This window comes from Cupriavidus oxalaticus (assembly GCF_016894385.1).
GTDB classification, from domain to species: Bacteria; Pseudomonadota; Gammaproteobacteria; order Burkholderiales; family Burkholderiaceae; genus Cupriavidus; species Cupriavidus oxalaticus.
On sequence record NZ_CP069812.1, the window covers coordinates 3,394,188 to 3,418,504 of the forward strand.

Sequence of the window (24,317 nt, forward strand, 5' to 3'; positions counted from 1 at the left end):
CCCTGCATTCACCGCGCGCCATCCGCAGCTACCATGACCCAGCCCACCTTCCGCATCGCCCCCTCCATCCTGTCTGCCGACTTCGCCCGCCTGGGCGAGGAAGTCCGCCGCGTGACCGAGGCCGGCGCCGACTGGATCCACTTCGATGTGATGGACAACCATTACGTGCCCAACCTGACCGTGGGCCCGCTGGTGTGCGAGGCGATCCGTCCCCACGTGACCGCCCCCATCGACGTGCACCTGATGGTGCGCCCGGTGGACCGGATCATCCCGGACTTTGCCAAGGCCGGCGCCAATATCATCACCTTCCACCCGGAAGCCAGCGAGCACGTCGACCGCTCGCTCGCGCTGATCCGCGATAACGGCTGCCAGGCCGGCCTGGTGTTCAACCCGGCCACCCCGCTGCACCACCTGGACCATGTGATGGACCGCCTGGACGTGATCCTGCTGATGTCGGTCAACCCGGGCTACGGCGGCCAGTCGTTCATCCCCGAGACGCTGAACAAGCTGCGCGCCGTGCGCCAGCGCATCGACGAATACACCGCCCGCACCGGCCGCACCATCCTGCTGGAAGTGGATGGCGGCGTGAAGGTCGACAACATCGCCGAGATCGCCGCGGCCGGCGCAGACACCTTCGTGGCTGGCTCCGCCGTGTTCGGCAAGCCGGACGCCGACGGCGGCTACCGCGGCATCATCTCGGCGCTGCGCGGCGAACTGGCGAAGGTTGGCCGATGACTGCGGGCGTGGCACTGCGCCGCACCGACTGGAGCGGCATCGAAGGGGTGATCGTCGACCTGGACGGCACCATGGTCGATACGGCGGGCGACTTCCACGCCTCGATCAACGCCATGCTTTTGGCGCTGGGCCGCCAGCACCCCAACCTGGGGCCGGTGGCGCCGATGTCCGAGCAGGAAATCGTCAGCTACGTCGGCAAGGGCTCGGAAAACCTGATCCGGCGCGTGCTGGACGCGCGCTTTTCGCCGCTGCACGCCAACAGCCTCTTTGCCGATGCCTACGCGCTGTACGACCGCGAGTACATCCGCATCAACGGCCAGTTCTCGCAGGTCTATCCCGGCGTGCGCGAAGGCCTGGCGGCAATGAAGGCGGCCGGGCTGCGGCTCGCCTGCGTGACCAACAAGCCCTACAGCTTCACCGAGCCGCTGCTGGCCAAGACCGGGCTGGCGGCGTATTTCGAGCTGGTCTATGGCGGCGACGCGTTCCAGCTGCGCAAGCCCGACCCGTTCCCGCTGCTCAAGGTGGCGGAAGTGTTCCGGCTCGATCCGTCGGCGATGGCGGCTCTTGGCGACTCGGAAAACGACGCCCAGGCGGCCCGCGCAGCGGGCATGGGCGTGCTGCTGGTGCCCTATGGCTACAACCATGGCAATCCTGTACAAGCCGTCGAGGCCGATGGTATAGTCGACACCATTGCCCACGCCGCAGCGCTGTTCGCGGCACACCGGGCAGGTCATCGCTAGGGCTGGCCACAGGCTGGCCCCGACCGAAAATCCCTGAACATTCAATGTTTCTCAACCGCAAACGCATCTCTTCTGGCAGTGATCGGCAGGCTTGGCCCTGGCGTCGCTGGCGCGCCTCCCAACAGGCGTAAAGTGCGTTCGCGAGTCTGCTGACGCGCCCTCTACCCGAGGGCGTCGTTACAACCGGCTGAGGGATCCAAATCCCGTGCCGGGCATCCCACCCAAACCCGCCAAAAGCCAGCGCAGCGGAAATTCTCTGCTACGTTTAGCTCAAGAACGCGCCGCACGCCCTTCCCCGGCCGTGTGCAGTCTTGTCCGCAACTTGCCTGCACCACGGCCCGCCAAACGGGGCGGGTATCCATTCGCTCCAGCCTGATTGCCGAAATGCGGCGCCGCGCCCAACCTCACCCGCGCAGCGACGCCGCACAAAAGGACCGCAAGAGGACCGACATGACCGAACTGGAATTCAAATCGCTGGCCGACCAGGGCTACAACCGCATCCCGCTGATCGCCGAGGCCTTTGCCGACCTGGAAACGCCGCTGTCGCTGTACCTGAAGCTGGCCCAATCGCAGACGCGCGGGGTCAACACCTTCCTGCTGGAATCGGTGGTCGGCGGCGAGCGCTTCGGGCGTTATTCCTTCATCGGCCTGCATGCGCGCACGCTGCTGCGCGCCTTCGGCAACCGCACCGAGGTGGTGACCGACGGCAAGGTGGTGGAAACGCACGAAGGCAACCCTCTCGATTTCATCGCCGAATTCGAGGGCCGCTTCAAGGTGGCGCTGCGCCCCGGCCTGCCCCGCTTCTGCGGCGGCCTGGCCGGCTACTTCGGCTACGATGCGGTGCGCTATATCGAGAAGAAGCTCGCCAATACGCAGAAGCCCGACGACCTGAATCTGCCCGATATCCAGCTGCTGCTGTGCGAAGAGCTGGCCGTGATCGACAACCTGTCGGGCAAGCTCTACCTGATCGTCTACGCCGACCCGACCACGCCCGAAGCCTATCCCCGCGCCCGCCAGCGCCTGCGCGAGCTGCGCATGAAGCTGCGCCAGCCGGTGGACGTGCCGGTGACCAGCCCGTCGGTGCAGACCGAGGTCTACCGCGAATTCGCCAAGGCCGACTACCTGAACGCCGTGCACAAGGCCAAGGAATACATCATGGCCGGCGACATGATGCAGGTGCAGATCGGCCAGCGGCTGGTGAAGCCCTACCGCGACTCGCCGCTGTCGCTGTACCGCGCGCTGCGTTCGCTGAACCCGTCGCCGTACATGTATTTCTATAACTTCGGTGATTTCCAGGTGGTGGGCGCGTCGCCGGAAATCCTGGTGCGCCAGGAAGAGCGCAAGGTCGGCACCAATGGTGACACCCGCAGCGAACACATCGTCACCATCCGCCCGCTGGCCGGCACCCGCCCGCGCGGCAATACGCCGGAGAAGGACGCCCAGCTTGCCACCGAACTGCTCAACGATCCCAAGGAAATCGCCGAGCACGTGATGCTGATCGACCTGGCGCGCAACGATATCGGCCGCATCGCCGAGACCGGCTCGGTCAAGGTCACCGACAAGATGGTGATCGAGAAGTACTCGCACGTGCAGCATATCGTCAGCTCGGTCGAAGGCACGCTGCGCGAAGGCATGAGCAACCTCGACGTGCTGCGCGCGACCTTCCCGGCCGGCACGCTGTCGGGCGCGCCCAAGGTGCATGCGATGGAAATCATCGACGAGCTGGAGCCGCGCAAGCGCGGCATCTATGGCGGCGCGGTGGGCTACCTGTCGTTCGGCGGCGAGATGGACCTCGCCATTGCCATCCGCACCGGCATCATCAAGGACGGCAATCTCTACGTGCAGGCAGCCGCCGGCATCGTTGCAGATTCGGATCCCGAAGCCGAATGGAGGGAAACCGAAGCCAAGGCGCGCGCCGTGATCCGCGCCGCCGAGCAGGTCCAGGATGGCCTGGACTCCGATATCTGAGAGAACAGGAGACAGACGCCATGCTGCTGATGATCGACAACTACGATTCGTTCACCTACAACCTGGTCCAATATTTTGGCGAACTGGGCGTGGAGGTGCGCACCTACCGCAACGACGAGATCACCATCGAAGAAATCGAGGCGATGAAGCCCGACCACATCTGCGTTTCGCCCGGCCCGTGCAGCCCGAAGGAAGCCGGCATCTCGGTGGCGGCGCTGCAGCACTTTGCCGGCAAGGTGCCGATGCTGGGCGTGTGCCTTGGCCACCAGGCGATCGGCGAGGCCTTCGGCGGCAAGGTGATCCGCGCCAAGCAGGTGATGCACGGCAAGGTCAGCACCATCGAGACCACGCAGCAAGGCGTGTTCAGCGGGCTGCCCAAACACTTCGACGTGACGCGCTATCATTCCCTGGCGATCGAGCGCGAGACCCTGCCCGATTGCCTGGAGATCACCGCCTGGACCCCGGACGGCGAAATCATGGGCGTGCGCCACAAGACGCTCGCCATCGAAGGTGTGCAGTTCCATCCCGAATCGATCCTGTCAGAGCATGGCCATGCGATGCTGGCCAACTTCGTCAAGGCGCCGCGATGAGACTGCTCGACTCCGCGCCTGCCAGCACCCAACACGCCATCCAGACTGTCAACGAGAACGCCATGATCACGCCGCAAGAAGCCCTGACGCGCTGCATCGAGCACCGCGAAATCTTCCATGACGAGATGCTGCACCTGATGCGGCAGATCATGCAGGGGCAGATCTCGCCGGTGATGGCCGCCGCGATCCTGACCGGCCTGCGCGTCAAGAAGGAAACCATCGGCGAGATCTCGGCCGCCGCGCAGGTGATGCGCGAGTTCGCCAACAAGGTGCCGGTGAAGGATCGCGAGAATTTCGTCGATATCGTCGGCACCGGCGGCGACGGTTCGCATACGTTCAATATCTCGACCGCTTCGATGTTCGTCGCGGCGGCGGCCGGCGCGAAGATTGCCAAGCACGGCAACCGTGGCGTCAGTTCCAAGTCGGGCAGCGCCGACGTGCTTGAGGCGCTCGGCGTCAACATCATGCTGACGCCCGAGCAGGTCGGCCAGTGCATCGAAGAGACTGGCATCGGCTTCATGTTCGCACCCACGCACCACCCGGCGATGAAGAACGTCGCCCCGATCCGCAAGGAAATGGGCGTGCGCACCATCTTCAATATCCTGGGCCCGCTGACCAACCCGGCCGATGCGCCCAATATCCTGATGGGCGTGTTCCATCCTGACCTGGTCGGTATCCAGGTGCGCGTGATGCAGCGCCTGGGTGCAAGGCACGCGATTGTCGTCTATGGCAAGGATGGCATGGATGAGGTGTCATTGGGTGCGGCCACGCTGGTCGGCGAGCTGAAAGACGGCGAGGTGCGCGAGTACGAAATCCATCCGGAAGACTTTGGCCTGTCGATGGTCTCCAACCGCGGCCTGAAGGTGGCCGATGCGGGGGAATCGAAGGAGATGTTGCTGGAAGCGCTGTCCGACGTGCCCGGCACGCCGCGCGAGATCGTGACGCTGAACGCCGGCACCGCGCTGTACGCCGCCAACGTGGCCGACTCGGTCGAGGACGGCATCCGCCGCGCGCGCGAGGCCATCGCCAGCGGCGCGGCGCGCGAGAAGCTCGACCAGTTCGTGCGTGCCACGCAGCAGTTCAAGTAAGAGGCGCTGATATGTCAGACATCCTGGAAAAAATCCTGGCCGTGAAGGCCGACGAAGTAGCCGCCGCGCGCAAGCAGCGCGACCTGCCCAGCCTGCGCGCCGAGGCCGAGAGCCTGCGCACCGAGGCCGGCCTGGCGCCGCGCGGCTTTGAGCGCTCGCTGCGCGACAAGATCGCGGCGGGCCATGCCGGCGTGATCGCGGAGGTGAAGAAGGCCTCGCCGTCCAAGGGCGTGCTGCGCGAAAATTTCGTGCCCGAGGCCATCGCCGAGAGCTACGCTACCCACGGCGCGGCCTGCCTGTCGGTGCTGACCGACGTGAACTTCTTCCAGGGCCATGCCGATTACCTGAAGCGCGCGCGCGGCGCCTGCCCGCTGCCTGCGCTGCGCAAGGACTTCATGGTCGACCTGTACCAGGTCTACGAGGCCCGCACCTGGGGCGCCGACTGCATCCTGCTGATCGTCGCCGCGCTGGACCATGGCCTGATGGCCGAGCTGGAAGCGTGCGCGCTGGAACTCGGCATGGACGTGCTGGTGGAGGTGCACGGCGACGATGAGCTCGACGCCGCGCTGCGGCTGAAGACGCCGCTGCTGGGCGTGAACAACCGCAACCTGCGCACGTTCGAGGTGTCGCTGGATAACACGCTGGACCTGCTGCCGCATATTTCGGCCGACAAGCTGGTGGTGACCGAGTCCGGCATCCTCGGGCCGGCGGACGTGAAGCGCATGCGCGATGGCAATGTGCATGCGTTCCTGGTGGGCGAGGCGTTCATGCGGGCGAAGGATCCGGGGGTGGAGCTGGCACGGTTGTTTGCGTGAGGGAGACCTACCGCTTGTTTGCTCCCCTCTCCCGCGAGCGGGAGAGGGGACCGGCTGGTGGTGATTGGGAAGTCATCGCCCGATCCTCTAACTCCTTAAATTCCCACCCGCCATGCCCCAGGAAATCGAACTCAAACTCGCCGTCGCCGACGACGCCCTCGCCCCGCTGGCCGCCTGGCTCGACGCCAACGGCCAGCCGCAAGGCGAAGCGACGCTGCTCAACGTCTACCTCGACACGCCCGAACACGACCTGGCCCAGGCTCGCGCCGCGCTGCGCCTGCGCCACAAGGGCGCGCAATGGCTGCAGACGCTGAAGACCGCCGGCAGCAGCCAGGGCGGACTGGCCACGCGCCATGAATGGGAAACCGGGATCGCCGGCGAGGCCATCGAGCTGCAGACCTTTCCCGCTGACGCGCAAACCGTGCTCGCGCCACTGGTCGGCAGGCTGGCCCCGGTGTTCCGCACCGACTTCATCCGCCGCACCTGGATCGTCACGCAGGACGGCGCGCGTATCGAGGCGGCGCTCGATACCGGCACCATTACCGCGCCGGCCAGCGCCGCGCAGGAACGCATCCAGGAACTCGAGCTGGAATGGCTCGACGGCGACGCCGCGCACGCGGCCGATGCCCTGCGCGCCTTCGCCGCACGGCTTGCCGCCGTGGCCGCGCTGGCGCCGTCCGATCTCAGCAAAGCCGCGCGCGGCTACCGCCTGGCGGGAATCGCCGAAGGCAAGGCGTCATAATCGCGGTTTTTCCCGCCCAGGCATTCCTCACGCATGCAAGCCGATCTCTTCGCCGCCGAAGCGCCCCGCGCGCCCGGCGAGCCCTCCCCCGCCGCCAGCCTGCAGGCCCAGGCCGATGCCCTCCCCGCCGCGTGGCGCGCGCTGCTGGCGCCCTGCATCACCGTGCCGGCATGGCAGGAGCTGGCCGCCTTTGTCGACGGCGAACGCGCCGCCGGCAAGCCGGTATTCCCGCACCACGTCTTCCACGCACTGCACCTGACGCCGCCGGATGCGGTCAAGGTGGTGATCCTGGGCCAGGATCCATACCACGGCACCGGCACGGTCGGCGGCGTGGAGCTGCCGCAGGCGCACGGCCTGGCCTTTTCGGTGCCGGAAGGCATCAAGGTGCCGCCCAGCCTGCGCAATATCTTCAAGGAAATTGCCGCCGAGTTCGGCGTGGATAGCACCCCGCCGCGCACCTCGGGCAACCTGGAAGGCTGGGCACGCCAGGGCGTGCTGCTGCTCAACACCGTGCTGACGGTCGAGCAGGGACAGGCCGCCAGCCACGCGCGCCGAGGCTGGGAAGCGGTCACGGACTGCCTGATCCACGCGCTGGCGGCGAACCGCCCGAACCTGGTGTTCATGCTGTGGGGCAGCCACGCGCAGGCGAAGAAGCCGCTGCTGGGCGAGGGTCATCGCGTGCTGGAAGCGCCGCATCCTTCGCCGCTGTCGGCGCATCGCGGCTTCCTCGGCTGCGGCCACTTCCGCGAAGCCAACCGCTGGCTGGAAGCGCACGGCCGCACGCCGGTCGACTGGACCGCCGCCTGATCCGCTAGATGGTCGGCCGGAACTCGAAGCCGGCGAACTCCCCTTCCCCGCGCCCGACCTCGACAAACGTCACTTGCGCCGCCGGCGGGCCCGTTTCCATCCACGCCTGCAGCGCCTCCAGCTGCTTGACCGTGCCGTGCGCCATCACCTCGACGGTGCCGTCGACGCGGTTGCGCACCCAGCCGCCCAGCCCGAGTTCGTCCGCGGCGTCGGCGCAGGCGGCGCGATAGCCAACGCCCTGCACGCGCCCATGCGCGACCAGGCGCCAGGTTGCCTTCTTCATGGCCGTTCCCCCGTGAGCGCACGCGAGGCGTGCGCGTTCTGTCATCGACACCAAGTAAACTAGACCGCCATGCCGGGCGTTACAAAGGGATGCGCGCCGCCCGGCGTGATCTGCGTGGAGCCGGCGGCATGCGCCAATAAGTTCAGCTCACCACGGTCGTTCCCGCGCAGGCGGGAACCCAGTGACTTTGTCCCCGGGGGGCATGAAAGACGCTGGATTCCCGCCTGCGCGGGAATGACAGTAGCCATGGATGGGCGATCTGAACCGGGTCAGGCCACAAGCCTTCGCCCGCCAAGCTCGATACAGCCCGAGAAGCAGCCCGAGAAGCGCCATGATGCCACCCGCCAACCGCCGCGCGGACACGCCCGCGCCTGGCTTCGACAGCCAGCTGCTGCGCGCGCCGCCCAACCGCTTCGACCTCGCCCTGCTGCCGATCATCCTGGCCGTGATCGTGATGGTTGCATTCGCCGCGCAGCAGATGAATGCTCCGTTCCACCCCGACCAGCAGCTGGCGGTGCACCTGGACGTGGCCTACCTGCCCTACTACCTGATGCGCACCAGCATCCGCATGCTGGCGGCGCTGGCGGCATCGCTGCTGTTCTCGCTGGCGTTCGCCGCGCTGGCGTCCAGGAGCCGCACGGCGGAGAAAGTGCTGGTGCCCGCGCTGGATATCCTGCAATCGATCCCGGTGCTGGGCTTCCTGTCGATCACGGTAACCGGCTTTATCGCGCTCTTCCCCGGCAATATCGCCGGCGTCGAATGCGCGGCGATCTTCGCCATCTTCACCTCGCAGGCGTGGAACATGGCGTTCAGCCTGTACCAGTCGTTCCGCACCATTCCGGGCGACCTGCTGGAGGCCGCGGCCATGTTCCGGCTCTCGCCATGGCAGCGCTTCTGGCGGCTGGAAGTGCCGTTCGCGATGCCGGGACTGCTGTGGAACATGATGATGTCGATGTCGGGCGGCTGGTTCTTCGTGGTCGCGTCCGAGGCGATCTCGGTGTCGGGCCACGATATCCGCCTGCCGGGCATCGGCTCCTATATCGCGCTGGCGATCCAGCAGCAGGACCTGGCCGCGATCGGCTGGGCGATCCTGGCCATGCTGATCGGCATCCTGCTGTACGACCAGCTGCTGTTCCGCCCGCTGGTGGCATGGGCCGACCGCTTCCGCTTCGAGACGCTGGCGCAGGACAAGCTGCCGCAGTCGTGGCTGCTGGACCTGCTGCGCCGCTCGGCGTGGGTCGGCGCGCTGCTGGCGCAGGCCGCGGCGCTGGCCACGCGCACGCTGGCGTGGGGCGCGCGGGGGCGCTCGCATGCCGTTGCGGCGCCTGCCGATCCGCGCCGCGCGCAGTGGCTTGGCCGCGTGCGTGACGCGGTGATCGTACTGATGGCATTGGCGGCGCTGGTGCGCGTCGGCTATTTCGTCCACAGCGAAGTCGGCTGGGCCGAAGTCGGCCACGTGCTGTGGCTCGGCGCCATCACCATGGTGCGCGTGGTGGTGCTGATCGCGCTGGCCGCGCTGGTGTGGGTGCCGGTCGGCATCCGCATCGGCCTGAACCCCGAGCTGGCGCGTGTCGCGCAGCCGGTGGCGCAGTTCCTGGCCGCGTTCCCGGCCAACCTGATGTTCCCGCTGGCGGTGATGCTGATCGCGCGCTTCGGGCTGAACCCCGAGATCTGGCTGAGTCCGCTGCTGGTGTTCGGCACGCAGTGGTACATCCTGTTCAACGTGGTGGCGGGCGCTTCGGGCATCCCCACCGAGCTGAAGCTGGCGGCGCGCAATGTCGGGCTGCGCGGCTGGCTGCTGTGGAAGCGCTTCCTGATCCCGGCGGTATTCCCGAGCCTGCTGACGGGGCTGGTCACCGCCGCCGGCGGTTCGTGGAACGCCAGCATCGTGTCCGAGTACGTGACCTGGGGCGACCACACCATCGTCGCCACCGGGCTCGGCAGCTATATCGCCGAGACCACCGCGCGCGGCGACTTCCCGCGCATCGCGCTGGGCATCGGCGTGATGGCGTTGTTCGTGGTCGGCTTCAACCGGCTGCTGTGGAACCGCCTGTACCAACTCGCGCAAGAGCGCACCCGCCTGTAAGCACCATGGCCGAACACTTCAACCAGACCACCACCGCACCCGCCGTGATCGAGCTGCGCGGCGTCGGCAAGATCTTCCGCACTGCCAGCCAGAGCGACCGTGCCGTGCTCGAAGGCGTGGACCTGACGCTGCGCGAGGGCGAGATCGTCGCGATGCTGGGCAAATCCGGCTCGGGCAAGTCGACGCTGCTGCGCATCATGGCCGGGCTGGTCGGCGCCGACCGGGGCGAGGTGCATTTCCGCGGCGAGCGCCTCGGGGGCACCGCCGAAGGCATCGCCATGGTGTTCCAGTCGTTCGCGCTGTTCCCGTGGCTGACGGTGCAGCAGAACGTCGAGCTGGGCCTCGAAGCGCAAGGCGTGCCCCGGGCCGAGCGCGAGCGCCGCGCCGAGGCCGCGATCGGCATGATCGGGCTGGCCGGCTTCAACAGCGCGCTGCCGCGCGAGCTGTCCGGCGGCATGCGCCAGCGCGTGGGCATTGCGCGCGCGCTGGTGACCGAGCCCGACCTGCTGCTGATGGACGAGGCTTTCTCCGCGCTGGACGTGCTGACCGGCGAGACCCTGCGCGACGAGATGCTGGCGCTGTGGGAAAGCGGCCGCGCCAATATCCGCAGCATTCTGATCGTCTCGCACAACATCGAAGAGGCGGTGATGATGGCCGACCGCATCGTGATCCTGTCGAGCGATCCCGGCCGCATCCGCGCGGAGGTGCCGGTCACGCTGCCGCGCCCGCGCAACCGCGACAGCGCGCAGGTGCGCGCGCTGGTCGACGCGATCTATGCGCTGATGACCGCGCCGGTTGCCGAGGCACGACTGCCGGCGCAGGCGCCCGCGCGCCAGATCGGCTACCGGCTGCCGGACGCCGATATCAGCCAGATGGAAGCCATCCTCGACCTGCTGTGCGAGGCGCCCTTCCACTGCCGCGCGGACCTGCCTCACCTGGCCGACGAAGCCGGCCTGACCGACGACGACCTGCTGCCCGCATGCGAGGCGTTGCAGCTGGTGCAGCTGGTGTCGATCGAGGCCGGCGACATCGCCGCCACCGAAGCGGGCCGCGCCTACTATGCCGCCGGGCCGCAGCAGCGCAAGGCGATCTTCGGCCGGCAGCTGCTCGCCAACGTTGCGCTCGCCGCGCATATCCGGCGCGAGCTGGTGGCTAGCGAAGCGGGCGAGATCGGCGAGGAACAGGTGCTGAACGCGCTGGAGCAGTTCCTGAAGCCGGCCGAGGCCGAGCGCGTGCTGAGCGTGGCGATCGGGTGGGGGCGGTATGGGGAGATCTTTGAGTACAGCTATAACAGCGGGATGCTGACGTTGCCGGAGGGTGAGATGCCGGAGGGGCACGGCCTTTAACGCCGCGCCAGATTTGCACCCCTCTCCCGCAAGCGGGAGAGGGGAAAAAACAGATGGTGCCGCAATGGCGCCGTCAAGAACGCTCCCGCATCGCCCGCCCGATCGCTCCCGTACGCAGCGCGATCTTGGCCGCGTCCTCGCGCAGTGCGCGCAGCCGGCGCTCCAGCACTGCGTTGGCGGGACGACCCGTGGAGCTGGACGTCGGCCCGGCCTGCTCGCTCGATTCGCCCGCGGCGGCGGCCTGCACCAGCGTATCGGTGCGGCGCTTGTCCGCCGAGTCCGCCAGCCGCGCGCGGCGCTCGGCCGCGGCATCCTCCTCGGCTTCAGCGACATCGGCCACGACCGGCCCTGCCGCTACCGCCAGCGGCGCCTGCGCTTCGGCCAACACAGGCGCGCGCTCGCGGCGGATAAAGCCCGCGCCGCGCCCGCCGCCACGCTCGTCGGCATGCAGCCGCTCGCTGGCCAGCTGCAGGCTGTTGCGCGCCGCTTCGGTAGCCTGCTCGATGGCCGCCTCGGCCGCGGGAATATCCAGCTCGTCGTAGTGCTGCCGCACCTGGATCCGCGCCGCCGCCACGTGCGCCGCCACCAGGTAGTTCTGCACGATAAAGCGGTTCAGGTTGTCGACCGCGCGATGCCGGCTCTTGGGCTCGTCCAGCATGCGCTGGAACGAAGAGATCAGCGCCGACAGCGCATCCATGAACTGCTTGCGCTGCACGCGGTAGGCAAAGTCGTCGTTGGCCCGGCGCAGCAGCAGGTCGCGCGTGGCGGCGATATAGCGGCGATTGGCCTGCAGCACGTTCTCCACCAGCTTGGGGATGGCGCGGTATTCCCAGCTCGGCAGCACAAAGCTGAACAGCGAGGCGATGATGCCGCCGATCACCGTATCGACCAGCCGCTCGCCCGCCACCGTCGGGCTGCCCGGCATCAGCAGGTTGATCTGGATGAGCACCTGGATGCAGGCCGCGATCGCGGTATAGCGGTACTTGATGGTCACGAACGCGGCGCTGGCCACCAGCGCCAGGAACAGCACGCCCAGCAGTATCAGCGGCTCGTGCACCACCTTCAGGATCCCCACCGCCACCACGCAGCCGATCAGCGTGCCGATCACGCGGTCGTTGTAGCGCTGCTTGGTCATGCTGTAGTTGGGCTTCAGGATGACGATGATGGTCAGCAGAATCCAGTAGCTGTGCGACACGTACGGCAGGTGGTTGGTGATCCACAGCCCCAGCGCCACCGCCATCGACATGCGCAGGGCAAAACGGAACGCCGGCGAGCGCCAGTGCAGGTTGTCGCGCAGCACGCCCAGTTCGTACTTCTGGCGCGTCAGGAACGGCGTCATGTCGCTGCCCGGCAGCACCTTGGCCGGCTCCACCGGCGTGCGCGAGGCCTCGTGCAGCTGGCCGATCAGCGTGATCGCGCCGCGGATCATGTCGAGCGTCTCGGCCAGCGCGGTCATCGCCGCGGGCTTGATGTGGTGGTGGCGCAGCTGCGCGATCTCGGCCTCGACCGCGCGCAGGCCTTCGCGGTATTCCACCGTCGCGTACGAGCCGCGTCCGCGCGTGACCTCGTAGGCGATCTCTTCCACGTCCTTGCACATCAGCACCACCAGCCCGCGCAGGTGGTCCAGCACCGGCGTGCCGCCGAAGGTCTGGCGCAGCAGCGGATAGTCGGTGTTGGTGGACAGCACGTACTCGTACAGGTCGAGCATGCGCAGGTGCACCTGCACCAGCAGCCCGTCATGCGGCGTGCGGTTGCCGCGCAGCACCAGGTCGCGCGCGGCCTGCTGGCGCTCGGCCACCACGATCTGCTGGCGCACCAGCTGGTTGAACTGGGCTTCGTAGTCGTTGCCGGCATCGTAGAAGCCGGCCTTGATCTCGAGGTAGCCGGCCAGCTCGTACAACGACTCGGCCAGCACCTGCTGCCTGGTGCGGCGCTCGGTCAGCCAGCTCACCAGCATCGCGTAGCCGAGGTAGGCCACCGCGCCGGCGCTGAACTGCGCCGCATGCACCAGCGCCCGCTCGACCACGAAGTCCTCGTTGAGCGTAAGCGTCATCACGAACAGCGCCGCGAATTGCAGCGGCAAGGTCTTGTTGCCGTACACCGTCATCATGGCGGCGAGGAACGTCACCAGCACCAGCACGAACGGCATCACCCGCGGGAACGGCGTGGTCAGCGCCACCACCAGCGTCACCGCGCTGCACAGCAGCACGCTCGCCAGCATCTCGTTGAACTTGTGGCTCAGCGGGCTGGGCAGGTCCATCAGGCTGGTGCACAGCGCGCCCATCGACACCACCATCGCGGTGGGCAGGTCGGAGAGCTGCAGCGCGATCAGCGTGGCGCCGATCACCCCGGTGGCCGAGCGCAGCCCCCGGTACACGTAGTGCGAATACAGGAAGGTGCGGGGGTCGTGCGCGTATTGCATGCGGCGAAGCGGCCGGGGGCTGGACTGAGTTGTGGAAATGGCAGCGCTACGTCACTGGCCCAGCCAGCGCGAGCGCGCCGCATGCCGGCCGTCCGCCAGCTTGACCTTGAACTGCGCCGCGGGCTCGCGCGCCAGCGTGACCGGCAGCACCTGCAGCTCGTCGCGGCGGAAGGCGTGCAGGTCGATGCGGTCGCCGGTGCGGTAGCGTCCCAGCAGCTTGTCGATCTGGCCGGGCGCCACGCGCAGGCCGTCGATGGCCACCAGCAGGTCACCGGCCGACAGGCCCGCGGCCTGCGCCGCGCCGCCGTCGAACACCTGCGTGACGCGTACCCAGCCGTCGTCGCTCTTGACCTTGATGCCCAGCGCCGCCGCGCGCGACGGCTTCTGCGCCTCGGCCTTGACGCCGAAGTCCTTGAACAGCCCCGGCAGCGGCAGTTCGCCCGTGCCTTCGGTCAGCGAGCGCAGCAGGCCGCCCAGCTTCAGGCCGGTCACTTCATCGAACAGCGCATAGACCTCGGCCTCGGTCACGCCGCGCTGCATCGCACCGGGCGCGTAGAAGCCGCGCCCGTAGCGGCGCCACAGCGCGCGCATGACATCGTCGAGCGAGCGCCGCCCGCGCGACTTGGCGCGGATGGTCAGGTCCAGCGCCAGTGCCACCAGCGAGCCCTTGGTGTAGTAGCTGACGATGGCGTTGGGCGCGTTCTCGTCCTGGCGGTAGTACTTGGTCCAGGCGTCGAACGAGCTTTCGGCCACGCTCTGCTTGGTGCGGCCGTGGCCGCGCAGCACGCCGTTCCAGGTCTTGCCCAGCATCTCGACGTACTGCGCCTCGGTCACGCAGCCCGCGCGCACCAGCACCAGGTCGTCGTAGTAGCTGGTGAAGCCCTCGAACAGCCACAGCAGCGGCGTGTAGGTTTCCTCGGCCAGCCGGTACGGCACGAACGCGGCGGGCTTGATGCGCTTGACGTTCCAGGTGTGGAAATACTCGTGGCTGCACAGGCCCAGGAAGGTGCGGTAGCCCTCGCTGGTGTCGCCGTTGTCGCTCAGGCCGCGCACCGGCAGGTCATTGCGCGCGCACATCAGCGCGGTGCTGGCGCGGTGCTCGAGGCCGCCGTAGCCGTCGGTGGTGACCATCGTCATGAAGACGTAGCGGCGGTTGCTGTCCAGGAACGGCGCCTCGGCGCTGCGGGGTTCGAACAGGCGGATCTGGGTTTCGCAGATGCGCTTGAGGTCGCGGCACACGCGCTCGAGATCGAGGTTGGGCACGCGGCCGGTGAAAACCACGTCGTGCTGCGCGCCGCAGGCGCGGAAGCTGGCGAGCTGGAAACTGCCCATCTCGACCGGGTGGTCGACCAGTTCGTCGTAGTCGGCAACCTGGTAGCGGCCGAAGCCGTAGCGCTTCGCGCCGTCGCGGCCCGGTGCTTCCGGCATCGCGGTGGCGACACGCCAGCCGCGGTAAGCCTCGCCTTCGGGCGCGTGGATATCGACGGTGCATGGCCGCTCGGCCTGGCCCTCGACGCACAGGAACACCGAGCTGCCGTTGAAGAAGCCATGGGTGGCGTCCAGGTGCGCGGCGCGCACCGACAGGTCCCAGGCATAGACTTCGTAGCTCAGCGTCAGCGGGCCGTCCGACCGGCTCACCGGCGCGGCCTGCCAGCTCTGCTTGTCGAGCTTGGTCAGCGGGACTTCGCGGCCGCCGGCATCGGCGCGGATGCGCACGATATGGCGGGCGAAGTCGCGGATCATGTAGCTGCCCGGGATCCACGCGGGCAGCGTGAAGCGCTGGCCGGCGGGATCGGGCTCGCTCACCGTGACGGTGACGGCAAACAGGTGCGCCTCAGGCGCAAGCGGGGCGATGGCGTAGCGGATCGGCGTCATGGACAGGATTGTAACGTCGGCGCACGGCTGGTCCCGCCGACGCTGGTGAAGCAGCCAGCCGCCGCTCAGGCGCGATTGACGTCGACCACCACGCGGCCGCGCATGCCGCCTTCCACGATTTTGCGGCCGGCGTCGATCGCCTCGGCCAGCCCGATCTCGCGCGTGATCGCGTTCAGGCGATCCGGCTCCAGGTCGCTCGCCAGCCGCTGCCAGGCGCGCTCGCGCAGCGGCATGGCCGCCATCACGCTGTCGATGCCGTGCAGCGTCACGCCGCGCAGGATGAACGGCGCCACCGATGCCGGGAAGTCCATGCCCTGCGCCAGCCCGCACGCCGTCACCACGCCGCCGTAGCGCACCTGCGCACACGCGTTGACCAGGGTATGCGAGCCGACCGAATCCACCACCGCGGCCCAGCGTTCCTTCTGCAGCGGCTTGCCGGGCGCGCCCAGCTCGGCGCGGTCGATGACCTCGGCGGCACCCAGTGCCTTGAGGAAATCCGCCTCATTGGTCTTGCCGGTCGACGCCACCACCTTGTAGCCCAGCTTGCTCAGCACCGCGATCGCGACCGAGCCCACCCCGCCCGAGGCGCCGGTCACCAGCACCTCGCCATCGCCGGGCCGCACCGGGCCGTTGACGCCGCCGCGCTCCAGCGCCAGCACCGACAGCATCGCGGTATAGCCGGCGGTGCCGATCGCCATGGACTGGCGCGTGGTGAAGGCATCGGGCAGGCGCACCAGCCAGTCGCCCTTCAGCCGCGCGCGCTGCGCCAGGCAGCCCCAGTGGGTCTCGCCCACGCCGTAGCCGTTCAGCACCACCTTGTCGCCGGCCTGCCAGCGCGGGCTGGACGATTCCAGCACGGTGCCGGCCCCGTCGATGCCCGCCACCATCGGCCACTTGCGCACCACCGGCGAGCGGCCCGTGATCGCCAGGCCGTCCTTGAAGTTGATGGTGGAGTAGTCCACGGCGACCAGCACGTCGCCCTCGGCCGGCAACTGCGCCTCGTCCAGCATAGCGATATTGGCCTGGGTGGCGCCGTCGGCCTGGGTCAGCAGCAATGCCTGGAAGGTCATGGTGTCTCCTTGTCGCCTGGCGGCGATCGCTTGGGAATGAGGGGAAAGCGGAAAGCAGAACGGCCGGACAAGTCCGGCCGTCGCTCGAGCCGGGAGGATCGACAAGGTAATGCAGGTCCGGCGCGCGCTTATTTCTTGATGCTGGCGAGCTTCTTCTCCAGCGTGGCCACGTCGGCCGCGCCCGGGATGCGGGTGCCGTCCATGAAGAACACCGCGGGCGTGCCGGTGACATTCATGCTCTGGCCCAGCGCCAGGTTCTCCTGCAGCGGCGTCTGGCAGCTGCCGTTGCCGGTCAACGCCACATGCTTGAGCATCCAGTCGCGCCACGCCTTGGTGCGGTCGGCCGCGCACCAGACCTGCTTGGCCTTGGTCTCGGAGTCCGGCGACAGCACCGGGTACAGGAAGGTGTACACGGTGATGTTGTCCATCTGCTGGAAGGTCTGCTCGATGCGCTTGCAGTAGCCGCAGTTGGGATCGGAGAACACCGCGATCTGGCGGCTGCCATCGCCCTTGCTCCACTTGATCGCGCGCGCCAGCGGCAGGTCCGACCACTTGATGCGGTTGATCTCGGCCATCCGCTCCTCGGTCAGGTTGGTGCCGGTGCGGGTGTCGATCATCTCGCCGTTGAGGATGTAGCGGCCGGTGCTGTCGGTGTAGACCACCTGCCCGCCGATATTGGCCTCGAACAGGCCCGGCACCGGGGTCTTGGTGATGCTCTTTACCTCGGCACGGCCGCCCAGCACCTTCTGCAGCGACTCCTTGATGCGGTCAGTACCGGGCTCGCCCGCCGCCATGGCATGCAGGGCAAAGCCGGCCGCAGCCAGGCCGCCAACGACGGCGGTGACGGCGGCGCTGCGGACAGGGTGGCGGCGCAGGAATTGAAACATGTGGACTCCAGGGGTATTCGGTGATCGTTCGGGGCGCGGTGGCGTCAGCCGAGCGCGTGCCCGATCAGGAAACGCTTGAGCAGCGGCTGGCCACCCACCGCGCGCATGCCGGTGTTGCGCACCACCCGCGCCACGCCGCCGGGCAGCGAGAACAGCCGGTGCAGCCCGTCGGTGGCCGCGGTCAGCGACAGCAGGTCGGTGGCGCGCGCGCGCTCGTAGCGGCGCAGCAGGCGCAGGTCGCCCTCGCTGCGGAAAGGTTCTTTGTCGGCCATCACGCGGCCAAGTTCCGCGACATCGCGCAGGCCCAGGTTCATGCCCTGCCCCGCCAGCGGGTGCACCACGTGGGCGGCGTCGCCGACCAGCGCCACGTGCGGCTGCACGAACTGGTCGGCGCGCTGCAGCACCAGCGGGAAGCCCTGCGCCGGCGTCACGCAGCGCAGCGTGCCGAAGTGGCTGCCGACCGCGCCGGCGGCGCCCTGCATCACGGTGGCGGCAAGCGCCTCGGGCGACAGCGCGAGCAGGTCGCGCGCGTGCGCTTCGTCTGCCGACCAGACCATCGAGACATGGTTGCCCGGCAGCGGCAGCATCGCCAGCACCTCGCCGTTGGCGGGCTCTTCGTCTGCCATCAGCTTTTCCGGCGCGCCCAGGAACCACTGCCAGGCGGTCTCGTGGTGCGGACGCTCGCAGGCGAAGTTGGCGACCACGCCAAGCTGGCGGTACTTGCGCGTGCTGACGCCGATATGGCACTGCTGGCGCAGCCACGAGCGCGCACCGTCGGCGCCGATCGCCAGCGCCGTGCGCAGCCTGGTGCCGTTGTCCAGCGTCAGGGTAATGCCCTCCGGATCGCGCTCGCACGCGCTGGCGGTGCCGTCGTGCCAGGTCACTTGGTGCTGGAAGCCGAGCGCGGTGTCGAGCGCGCGCTCGACATGGCTGGACTCGATGATCCACGCCAGTTGCGGCACCGCGGCGGCGTAGGCGGAGAAATGCAGGTCGCCGTCCAGGCCGGGCGAGGTTTCGGCGGCGCTGACATCGCCAAAGACACGCATGTCGCGCACCGGCTGGATGCGCGCCGGGTCCAGCGCCTCCCACACGCGCATCCGCTCCAGCAGCGCCTGCGAGCTGGCCGAGAACGCATAGATACGGCTGTCCCAGTCTTCCGGGCCGGCTGGCGCACGGCCGACGCCGCGGGGCGGCTTCGGCGCCACCAGTGCCACGTTCATGCCCTGCTGGGCCAGCAACAAGGCGCAGGACTTGCCGACGATGCCGCCGCCGACGACGGCAACCTGGAAAGCGGAGGAATTGCGCGCAGCGGTGTGCGCGGACGCGTGGGATCGGCTCATGGCTGGATTATAGCCACGTCACTCCGGGCTCCTTCGGGCGGGAGGGAGGGGCGTTCGTTATTTCTTCAGGTCATTAGGCTTATGACAAAACTGTCGGTGCAAGGAGCCGAGTTCGGAACTGCACAGCCTATATTGAAACGAAATGTTTCTGACCGGGGACGAACCACCTGAAGGGAGGTGGACCAATGAAGAAGGCGCTTTGGATTGCCGCGGTGGGTATCGCGGTTGCAGGGGGATCGGCATTCGGAGGCACGACTGGCCCGCGGGACGTTTACACCGATGGCGCCAAGGTCTCCAAGTTCGATGTGTATTCGGATGGAGCACGGTCAATCGACCGGCGGGACGTGTTCCTGGATGGTGCAAGGGCAATCGACAGGCGCGACATGTTTACGGACGGCGCCAAGACCACGGATATGCGGGACCAGTTCACGGACGGCGCATGAACGTCGTGAACCTCGATTGAGCGGAAGCGGCGCTCACGCAACGGCCAGGATGACTTCCTGGCCGTCTTGTTTTTGTATGCCGTGCAAATCGCCCCCGGCCAGCAACCCCGCAGTCCCGATAGGGTTACAATTATCGTTTTTCGTGGCAGACCCCGTACAGCCGTCGAGCGACGCTCGATGTGATGTGTTTGTCTCGTCCGATGCAGTCCCGTCACCGGCCCGCCAGGCGCCCCGTCGCCAACCCGCCCCGGCGCCGGACCGCGTCCCGCAACCCCCTGATTTCTAAGACAAGACCATGAGCCTCAAATGCGGCATCGTCGGCCTGCCCAACGTCGGCAAGTCCACGCTGTTCAATGCCCTGACCAAGGCCGGCATCGCCGCCGAAAACTATCCGTTCTGCACGATCGAGCCCAATGTGGGCGTGGTCGAAGTGCCGGATCCGAGGCTCGCCAGCCTGGCCGAGATCGTCAAGCCCGAGCGCATCCTGCCGGCCACGGTCGAGTTCGTCGACATCGCCGGCCTGGTGGCGGGCGCGTCCAAGGGTGAAGGCCTGGGCAACCAGTTCCTGGCCAATATCCGCGAAACCGACGCCATCACCCACGTGGTGCGCTGCTTCGAAGACGACAACGTGATCCACGTGGCCGGCAAGGTCGACCCGCTGTCGGACATCGAAGTCATCAACACCGAACTGGCGCTGGCCGACCTGGCCACCGTGGAAAAGGCCCTGGCCCGCTACGTCAAGCCGGCCCGCGCCGGCGACAAGGAAGCGCAGCGCCTGGTCGCCGTGCTGGAAAAGGCGCAGGCCGTGCTCGACCAGGCCAAGGCCGTGCGCACGCTGGACCTGGCCCCGGAAGAGTGGGAGGCCATCCGTCCGTTCTGCCTGATCACCGCCAAGCCGACCATGTACGTCGCCAACGTGCGTGAAGACGGCTTCGAGAACAACCCGCACCTGGACGCGGTGCGCGAGTACGCCAAGCAGACCAACTCGCCGGTGGTGGCCGTGTGCGCCGCCATCGAAGCCGAGATCGCCGACCTGGACGACGCCGACAAGGCCGAATTCCTGGCCGACCTGGGCATGGAAGAACCGGGCCTGGACCGCGTGATCCGCGCCGGCTTCAAGCTGCTGGGCCTGCAGACCTACTTCACCGCCGGCGTGAAGGAAGTGCGCGCCTGGACCATCCATGTCGGCGACACCGCGCCCAAGGCGGCCGGCGTGATCCATACCGACTTCGAGCGCGGCTTTATCCGCGCGCAGACCATCGCCTACGACGATTACATCTCGTTCAAGGGCGAGACCGGCGCCAAGGAAGCCGGCAAGATGCGCGCGGAAGGCAAGGAATACGTGGTGAAGGATGGGGATGTGCTGAACTTCCTGTTCAACGTCTGAGCCGGCCCCCGACGACAAAAAACCCGCGAACTCCGCGGGTTTTTTGTTTCCTGCCGGGCGCCTGGCAGCACCTGCCGCCTCACAGCGTCTCCATCTCCTTCCCCCGCAGCCCCACCAGCAGCGCCTGGCCGTCCGCTCCCACGCGGAACTCCCCATACATGGCCCGGGCGAAGCGCTCGCCCTGGCCCTCCTGGAAGAAATACGCGTCGGTCGACACCTGCACCTGCGCCCCGCCCCAGCGCGACCGCGCCGCCTGGAAGCGCAGCAGCTGCTCGCCCACGCCCAGCGGCCCGCCGTCGTGCAGCCGCACGAAGCTGGCCACGCCCTGCGCGTCGCGCCGGATCACGGCCACGCCGTCGCGCGGCGGGCGCTGCGCCGGCCCCTGCGCCGTGCGGATCTGGTTGCCGAGGTCGAAGTTCAGCGCCATGTAGTCGCCCTGCATCAGCGAGCGCGGGTCGACCGGCGCGAGCCGCAGCAGCACGGTGTCGCCGCGTGCCAGCAGCGCTTCCTTGCCGGCGATGCCGACGGCGGCCAGCGCCAGGGTCAGCGCCCACGCGATCAGGATCCAGCGCTTCATGCGAACTCCTTGCCGGTGCGGCCGTGCAGCAGCCAGTAGCGCCCGGCCAGCAGCAGCACGCCCGCCGCGGCCAGCGTGACGGACTTGGCCAGCAGGGTCCAGTGCAGCGCGCTGTAGTACCAGACAAAGCCAATGGCAATGGCGGCGACGCCCAGGCCCATCCAGGCCATGGAAGCCCGGCGCAGGGCCAGCGCCAGCGCCAGCGCGCCGGCCACGACGGCAGGCGCAGCCGCCATCAGCGCGCCAAAGGCGAGCGTGCCGGCGAGCACTGCCGCCTGCATGGCGGAGCCTGCGGCCAGGCGGCGGCACTCGGTCAGGGCAAAGCCAGCCAGCACCAGCGTCAGCAGCGCGCCCGCGATCCAGTGCGCCATCGACAGGCGCCCCGCCTCCGGATCGAACAGCCACGCCATCGGGTGGCTCATCCCGGTCACGACCAGCGCCATGGCGAGCGCTGCCAGCAGCGTGGCATCGGCGAGCGGCTCCAGCAGGGCATGCCGCCCCGCCGCGCACACGCGCGCTTCGGCCAGCGTGAAGCCGGTCGCCAGCGCGCAGCCCAGCGGCGCCAGCCAGCCGAGCGACCACGCCAGCGCCTGCCAGTCATCGGCGGACCCATGCGGCAGCGCCAGGTGCACGGCGCCCGCCACCCCGATCCAGACGCCAAGCCCGGACAGCAGCCGGTGCAGCCGGTTGGTGACCAGCAAGGCCAGCGCGGCCTCGAACACCGCGATGCCGGCCCAGAAGCCGGCGGTCTCGGTCACGCGTGTAAAGCCCAGCGCCTCGACCCATCCATACACCGCCATCCCCTGCCCGCACAGGCTGACCGCCAGCGCGAACTGGCTCGCCGCGATGCCGCCGCCACGCCAGTACAGCAACGCGGCCAGCGCGATCATGGCCAGCCCGGTCACGGCCATGGCGACGCCGTTTTCGCGCGCGGCCACGAACACCGTCCCGACCAGGAACATCTGGAAGAACAAGGCGCCGAGCCAGCCGGCCGCGCCCATCAGGCAACGCACCGCCCACGGCGCGTGGCTGTGCTCCGGGCATTCGCCCTGCACCGCGCCGCGCGCGGCCAGCTCCTGCCATAGCCGTTGTTCGGTCTGCAAGGTGGTGCTCATGCCTGCTCCGGTTGGGCGCGCAGTTGGGCGCGCAGCTGCGCCCGATAGGCGCGCATCAGCCACGCCGCCGCGCCGGCGGCCAGCCCGATGGTGACCAGCCCGAGCAGCAGGAACGCGCCGAAGTCGCCCTTGCCCTCGAACAGCAGCTTGCCGAGGCCGGCCACCACCAGCACGATGCCCGTCAGGCAGGTCAGGCTCAGCACGACGATATCGAAGGCGCGTTGCCGGTACCACCACGCCAGTCCAGCCAGCACGGCCACCGCAACCACGAACGACGCCGCATCGAAGCGGCTGTCGAACAGGCTGGCCAGCCCCAGCGAGCCGGCCTGCACGCACGCCAGCGCCGCCAGCAAGCGGCTGCCGGTCTGTCCCCGGAAGCCCAGCCCGGGCGCGCGGACGGCCAGCAGGTGCCACAGCGCCAGTTGCAGCAGCACCGCCCCCAGCAGGGCCAGGGTGGCGGTGCGCAGGTAGCGGCTGTCGAACAGCAGCGCGAACAGGCCATCCATGCCGAAACGGATGCTGAAGTAGCGCAGCAGCGCCACGTTGCCGACCACCAGCACCAGCCACCAGTGCGGCGCCGCGCGCGCCGCCAGTGCCCACGGCACCGCCAGCAGCGCCCACAGCGCAAACAGCTGCCAGGCATCGGCGCCGGTCTGGTAGGTCTGGCCCATTACGGCGAGCAGCACGCCGGACAGCACCTGCGCGCCGCCCAGCGCGGCGCGGCCGGCGGCGTCGGCGGGACGCATCCAGGCGAACGCGGCCAGCACCGTGATGGCGGCAGCGAGCAAGCCGAATCTGGAGAACTTGTGCAGCTCTTGCCAGTTGAAGGCAAAGAAGACGATCACGCCGGCGCACAGCAGCGCGGTGCCCAGCGCCATCAGCGCCCGGTCGAGCCAGCGGCGCCAGTCGGCAGCGGCCGGCTCGGTGCGTGCCCAGGGCGCGGCGATCGCCTCGGCAGGCAGCCGTCCGTGTGCGCGCCAGTCGGCCAGTGCCCGGCGGATGGCGCGCCGTTCGCCGTTTGCCACGGTGGAGGTGACTTGCATGCTCGCCCTTGCGTGCCCGGATGCGTGGGACTTTAGCAAAGCGGCGCCCGGGCCGCACCCGTCTTGCGGCGCGCCGGCGCTATGCCTGGTGCATGAGCGCCGGTATGCTCTGGTTTTTCGCCTTCCGATCTGCCTGCCCCATGACCCTGGGAATCCTTGCCGCCATTCACGACGAAGTCGACGGCCTGGTGGCCGCGATGCGCCACGACGACAGCCGCGCCATGGTGCACACCATTGGCATGCGCGACTACTACGCCGGCAACCTTTACGGCCAGCCGTGCGTGCTGGTGCTGGCGCGCATGGGCAAGGTGGCAGCCTCGGCGACCACGGTCACTTTGATCCGGGAGTTCGGCGCCACCCAGGTGGTCTTTACCGGGCTGGCGGGCGGCGTCGGCGCCGACACCAACGTCGGCGACATCGTCATCGCGGACCGGACGATCCAGCACGACCTCGACGCGCGCCCGTTCTTCGACCGCCACGAAGTGCCGCTGCTGGATCGCGCCGAGTTCCCGGCCGACCCGGCGCTGACCGCGGAACTGGAAGGCGCGGCCGCGGATTTCCTGCGGCTCGACCTGGCCGCCGACGTGCCGCCCGAGGTGCTGGCCCGTTTCGGCGTGGCCAGGCCGGCCCTGCACAAGGGCATGATCGCCAGCGGCGACCAGTTTATCGGCGCCCCGGCCGCGGTGGCGGAACTGCGCGACCGGCTGCCCGGGCTGCTGGCGGTGGAGATGGAAGGCGCGGCGGTGGCGCAGGTTTGCCATGAATACGGCGTGCCATACGCGGTCATGCGCACGGTGTCGGACCGGGCCGACGATACCGCGCATGTGGACTTCGCGGCATTCCTGAAAGACGTGGCCAGCCACTATTCCAACGGCGTGCTGCGCCGGCTGCTGGCCGCGCGGGCCGAAGCGGATCCCGTGCGGACCTGACCAGGATCAAGCGGCGCGCAGATTTCCGA

General features: G+C 68.5%; 22 protein-coding genes. 13 read left to right on the plus strand and 9 right to left on the minus strand.

Features of this window, described 5'->3' with window-relative positions:
* Window positions 1–33: 33 nt before the first annotated feature.
* The 8 genes from rpe (at window position 34) to JTE92_RS28110 (ending at window position 7,485) form a co-directional block, all read left to right on the plus strand.
* On the plus strand, window positions 34–735 hold the full coding sequence (gene rpe, locus JTE92_RS28075; protein ID WP_063241651.1) for a ribulose-phosphate 3-epimerase: 702 nt from the start codon (window positions 34–36) through the stop codon (window positions 733–735).
* Window positions 732–1,475, plus strand: coding sequence for a phosphoglycolate phosphatase (gene gph / locus JTE92_RS28080; protein ID WP_063241650.1), 744 nt, complete (start codon window positions 732–734; stop codon window positions 1,473–1,475). The genes rpe and gph overlap by 4 nt, the downstream gene beginning before the upstream one ends.
* A 450-nt stretch (window positions 1,476–1,925) precedes the next feature.
* Window positions 1,926–3,443, plus strand: coding sequence for an anthranilate synthase component I (gene trpE, locus JTE92_RS28085; RefSeq protein WP_063241649.1), 1,518 nt, complete (start codon window positions 1,926–1,928; stop codon window positions 3,441–3,443).
* Between the two features lie 20 nt (window positions 3,444–3,463).
* A complete protein-coding gene (locus JTE92_RS28090) occupies window positions 3,464–4,033 on the plus strand; it encodes an aminodeoxychorismate/anthranilate synthase component II (RefSeq protein ID WP_063241648.1) in 570 nt (189 codons plus the stop codon).
* Between the two features lie 62 nt (window positions 4,034–4,095).
* Entirely contained in the window at window positions 4,096–5,121 is a 1,026-nt protein-coding gene (trpD, locus tag JTE92_RS28095; RefSeq protein WP_174544892.1) for an anthranilate phosphoribosyltransferase, read from the plus strand.
* A gap of 11 nt (window positions 5,122–5,132) precedes the next feature.
* On the plus strand, window positions 5,133–5,936 hold the full coding sequence (gene trpC, locus JTE92_RS28100) for an indole-3-glycerol phosphate synthase TrpC (RefSeq protein ID WP_063241646.1): 804 nt from the start codon (window positions 5,133–5,135) through the stop codon (window positions 5,934–5,936).
* Between the two features lie 112 nt (window positions 5,937–6,048).
* On the plus strand, window positions 6,049–6,678 hold the full coding sequence (locus JTE92_RS28105; RefSeq protein ID WP_063241645.1) for a CYTH domain-containing protein: 630 nt from the start codon (window positions 6,049–6,051) through the stop codon (window positions 6,676–6,678).
* A 33-nt stretch (window positions 6,679–6,711) separates the two neighbouring features.
* Window positions 6,712–7,485 carry a uracil-DNA glycosylase gene (locus JTE92_RS28110; protein ID WP_063241644.1) on the plus strand — a complete coding sequence of 258 codons (774 nt, stop codon included), beginning with the start codon at window positions 6,712–6,714 and terminating at the stop codon, window positions 7,483–7,485.
* 4 nt (window positions 7,486–7,489) lie between these two features.
* Here the strand turns inward: JTE92_RS28110 and JTE92_RS28115 are convergent, their stop codons facing one another.
* The gene (locus tag JTE92_RS28115; protein ID WP_029048328.1) at window positions 7,490–7,768 is read right to left on the minus strand and encodes an acylphosphatase; all 279 of its coding nucleotides are present in this window, start codon (window positions 7,766–7,768) and stop codon (window positions 7,490–7,492) included.
* Window positions 7,769–8,099: 331 nt separating this feature from the next.
* Between JTE92_RS28115 and JTE92_RS28120 the strand changes: the two genes are divergently transcribed.
* Together JTE92_RS28120 and JTE92_RS28125 are read left to right on the plus strand one after the other, a co-directional pair.
* Window positions 8,100–9,854, plus strand: coding sequence for an ABC transporter permease (locus tag JTE92_RS28120; protein ID WP_116386823.1), 1,755 nt, complete (start codon window positions 8,100–8,102; stop codon window positions 9,852–9,854).
* Window positions 9,855–9,859: 5 nt separating this feature from the next.
* Complete coding sequence (locus JTE92_RS28125; protein WP_063241643.1) at window positions 9,860–11,200, plus strand: ABC transporter ATP-binding protein; 1,341 nt, start codon at window positions 9,860–9,862, stop codon at window positions 11,198–11,200.
* A 73-nt stretch (window positions 11,201–11,273) separates the two neighbouring features.
* Here JTE92_RS28125 and JTE92_RS28130 read toward each other — a convergent pair whose 3' ends face one another.
* The 5 genes from JTE92_RS28130 to JTE92_RS28150 form a co-directional block, all read right to left on the minus strand.
* Window positions 11,274–13,622 carry an FUSC family protein gene (locus JTE92_RS28130; protein ID WP_063241642.1) on the minus strand — a complete coding sequence of 783 codons (2,349 nt, stop codon included), beginning with the start codon at window positions 13,620–13,622 and terminating at the stop codon, window positions 11,274–11,276.
* A gap of 51 nt (window positions 13,623–13,673) precedes the next feature.
* Window positions 13,674–15,497, minus strand: a complete 1,824-nt coding sequence (locus JTE92_RS28135) for a M61 family metallopeptidase (protein WP_063241641.1) — start codon at window positions 15,495–15,497, stop codon at window positions 13,674–13,676.
* Window positions 15,498–15,562: 65 nt separating this feature from the next.
* Complete coding sequence (gene acuI / locus JTE92_RS28140; protein ID WP_063241640.1) at window positions 15,563–16,567, minus strand: acrylyl-CoA reductase (NADPH); 1,005 nt, start codon at window positions 16,565–16,567, stop codon at window positions 15,563–15,565.
* 128 nt (window positions 16,568–16,695) lie between these two features.
* Window positions 16,696–17,454, minus strand: a complete 759-nt coding sequence (locus tag JTE92_RS28145) for a DsbC family protein (RefSeq protein ID WP_063241639.1) — start codon at window positions 17,452–17,454, stop codon at window positions 16,696–16,698.
* 44 nt (window positions 17,455–17,498) lie between these two features.
* Window positions 17,499–18,794, minus strand: coding sequence for a UbiH/UbiF family hydroxylase (locus tag JTE92_RS28150; protein ID WP_063241638.1), 1,296 nt, complete (start codon window positions 18,792–18,794; stop codon window positions 17,499–17,501).
* 185 nt (window positions 18,795–18,979) lie between these two features.
* Between JTE92_RS28150 and JTE92_RS28155 the strand changes: the two genes are divergently transcribed.
* A complete protein-coding gene (locus JTE92_RS28155; RefSeq protein ID WP_063241637.1) occupies window positions 18,980–19,237 on the plus strand; it encodes a hypothetical protein in 258 nt (85 codons plus the stop codon).
* A gap of 295 nt (window positions 19,238–19,532) precedes the next feature.
* Window positions 19,533–20,624, plus strand: coding sequence for a redox-regulated ATPase YchF (ychF, locus tag JTE92_RS28160; RefSeq protein WP_063241636.1), 1,092 nt, complete (start codon window positions 19,533–19,535; stop codon window positions 20,622–20,624).
* Window positions 20,625–20,703: 79 nt separating this feature from the next.
* On the opposite strand, the gene JTE92_RS28165 is transcribed toward ychF, so the two are convergent.
* From JTE92_RS28165 to JTE92_RS28175, 3 genes are read right to left on the minus strand one after another with little or no spacing between them, the layout of a single operon-like run.
* On the minus strand, window positions 20,704–21,201 hold the full coding sequence (locus JTE92_RS28165; protein ID WP_063241635.1) for a GDYXXLXY domain-containing protein: 498 nt from the start codon (window positions 21,199–21,201) through the stop codon (window positions 20,704–20,706).
* Window positions 21,198–22,316 (minus strand): DUF4401 domain-containing protein, encoded by a 1,119-nt coding sequence (locus tag JTE92_RS28170; RefSeq protein ID WP_063241634.1) that lies wholly within the window; start codon window positions 22,314–22,316, stop codon window positions 21,198–21,200. Before JTE92_RS28170 ends, JTE92_RS28165 begins: the two co-directional genes overlap by 4 nt.
* Window positions 22,313–23,359: a DUF2157 domain-containing protein gene (locus JTE92_RS28175; RefSeq protein ID WP_063241633.1), complete on the minus strand. Its 1,047-nt coding sequence runs from the start codon at window positions 23,357–23,359 to the stop codon at window positions 22,313–22,315. The genes JTE92_RS28170 and JTE92_RS28175 overlap by 4 nt, the downstream gene beginning before the upstream one ends.
* A 140-nt stretch (window positions 23,360–23,499) precedes the next feature.
* On the opposite strand from JTE92_RS28175, the gene JTE92_RS28180 reads away from it, so the two are divergent.
* Window positions 23,500–24,288, plus strand: a complete 789-nt coding sequence (locus JTE92_RS28180) for a 5'-methylthioadenosine/adenosylhomocysteine nucleosidase (protein WP_063241666.1) — start codon at window positions 23,500–23,502, stop codon at window positions 24,286–24,288.
* The last annotated feature ends 29 nt before the right edge of the window (window positions 24,289–24,317 follow it).

Bases quoted from the DNA above. Each gene is read 5' to 3' on its own strand.
- rpe (WP_063241651.1), top strand. From the start codon at position 34: ATGACCCAGCCCACCTTCCGCATCGCCCCCTCCATCCTGTCTGCCGAC.
- gph (WP_063241650.1), top strand. From the start codon at position 732: ATGACTGCGGGCGTGGCACTGCGCCGCACCGACTGGAGCGGCATCGAA.
- trpE (WP_063241649.1), top strand. From the start codon at position 1,926: ATGACCGAACTGGAATTCAAATCGCTGGCCGACCAGGGCTACAACCGC.
- JTE92_RS28090 (WP_063241648.1), top strand. From the start codon at position 3,464: ATGCTGCTGATGATCGACAACTACGATTCGTTCACCTACAACCTGGTC.
- trpD (WP_174544892.1), top strand. From the start codon at position 4,096: ATGATCACGCCGCAAGAAGCCCTGACGCGCTGCATCGAGCACCGCGAA.
- trpC (WP_063241646.1), top strand. From the start codon at position 5,133: ATGTCAGACATCCTGGAAAAAATCCTGGCCGTGAAGGCCGACGAAGTA.
- JTE92_RS28105 (WP_063241645.1), top strand. From the start codon at position 6,049: ATGCCCCAGGAAATCGAACTCAAACTCGCCGTCGCCGACGACGCCCTC.
- JTE92_RS28110 (WP_063241644.1), top strand. From the start codon at position 6,712: ATGCAAGCCGATCTCTTCGCCGCCGAAGCGCCCCGCGCGCCCGGCGAG.
- JTE92_RS28115 (WP_029048328.1), bottom strand. From the start codon at position 7,768: ATGAAGAAGGCAACCTGGCGCCTGGTCGCGCATGGGCGCGTGCAGGGC.
- JTE92_RS28120 (WP_116386823.1), top strand. From the start codon at position 8,100: ATGATGCCACCCGCCAACCGCCGCGCGGACACGCCCGCGCCTGGCTTC.
- JTE92_RS28125 (WP_063241643.1), top strand. From the start codon at position 9,860: ATGGCCGAACACTTCAACCAGACCACCACCGCACCCGCCGTGATCGAG.
- JTE92_RS28130 (WP_063241642.1), bottom strand. From the start codon at position 13,622: ATGCAATACGCGCACGACCCCCGCACCTTCCTGTATTCGCACTACGTG.
- JTE92_RS28135 (WP_063241641.1), bottom strand. From the start codon at position 15,497: ATGACGCCGATCCGCTACGCCATCGCCCCGCTTGCGCCTGAGGCGCAC.
- acuI (WP_063241640.1), bottom strand. From the start codon at position 16,567: ATGACCTTCCAGGCATTGCTGCTGACCCAGGCCGACGGCGCCACCCAG.
- JTE92_RS28145 (WP_063241639.1), bottom strand. From the start codon at position 17,454: ATGTTTCAATTCCTGCGCCGCCACCCTGTCCGCAGCGCCGCCGTCACC.
- JTE92_RS28150 (WP_063241638.1), bottom strand. From the start codon at position 18,794: ATGAGCCGATCCCACGCGTCCGCGCACACCGCTGCGCGCAATTCCTCC.
- JTE92_RS28155 (WP_063241637.1), top strand. From the start codon at position 18,980: ATGAAGAAGGCGCTTTGGATTGCCGCGGTGGGTATCGCGGTTGCAGGG.
- ychF (WP_063241636.1), top strand. From the start codon at position 19,533: ATGAGCCTCAAATGCGGCATCGTCGGCCTGCCCAACGTCGGCAAGTCC.
- JTE92_RS28165 (WP_063241635.1), bottom strand. From the start codon at position 21,201: ATGAAGCGCTGGATCCTGATCGCGTGGGCGCTGACCCTGGCGCTGGCC.
- JTE92_RS28170 (WP_063241634.1), bottom strand. From the start codon at position 22,316: ATGAGCACCACCTTGCAGACCGAACAACGGCTATGGCAGGAGCTGGCC.
- JTE92_RS28175 (WP_063241633.1), bottom strand. From the start codon at position 23,359: ATGCAAGTCACCTCCACCGTGGCAAACGGCGAACGGCGCGCCATCCGC.
- JTE92_RS28180 (WP_063241666.1), top strand. From the start codon at position 23,500: ATGACCCTGGGAATCCTTGCCGCCATTCACGACGAAGTCGACGGCCTG.